This window comes from Vibrio sp. 811 (genome assembly GCF_033339195.1).
Genome location: NZ_JAWOUB010000578.1, coordinates 1 through 614 on the forward strand (window position 1 = coordinate 1; position 614 = coordinate 614).

The following is a 614-nucleotide window of genomic DNA, read 5'->3' on the forward strand; positions in this document are numbered from 1 at the left end:
GGCAGCTGCAGTTTTACATCGTCCACTTTGCGTCTCAATAAGTCCCATTCCTGCGGAAGTGCTTTGGAATTAAGGCTCTCTTTGAGGTCAACAAAGACCATAGACAAACCTGGGCGAGACAATGAGCGCAAGCGATCCAACTCCGCCATTTCCTGCAATTTGGTTTCCACGGTATCGGTGACTTGGTGCTCGACTTCTTCGGCAGATGCACCCGGATAAAGGGTCACGACTACCGCAGTTTTTACCGTAAAGCTCGGGTCTTCCAACTTGCCTAAGTCGAAGTAAGAATAGATGCCAGCGATCACGCTCAATACGGTAAAGAACAGAACGAACTTACGTTGGCGAATCGCGAATTCAGCTAAATTGATCATGGATTCGCACCTACAACGTCTTGATGGTCAGGTTTGGGGCGGCATCGCCCTCGCTTAGATAATGGCTACCGCTGATCACCACATAATCGCCTTGCTCAAAACTTCCGGTCACACACGCTTGGTATGCGTCGATAGAGTCAAGGTTGACCGGCTCTGAATGAATAACCGCATCACGAACCACATTCACGTGCAGAGTTTGTTTCTCACCCAAAATTGCAGAGTAAGGAAAGCAATGGCTTGAGT

The 614-nt window shown here is 48.9% G+C and carries 1 protein-coding gene and 1 pseudogene; both read right to left on the minus strand.

Annotation, left to right across the window (positions count from 1 at the left end; translation table 11 throughout):
* The coding region (locus R7Q46_RS28190; RefSeq protein ID WP_318078442.1) for an efflux RND transporter permease subunit at positions 1 to 371 on the minus strand (371 nt) is incomplete at its 3' end.
* A gap of 10 nt (positions 372 to 381) precedes the next feature.
* Positions 382 to 614: pseudogene (locus tag R7Q46_RS28195) on the minus strand (efflux RND transporter periplasmic adaptor subunit); the annotation flags it as partial.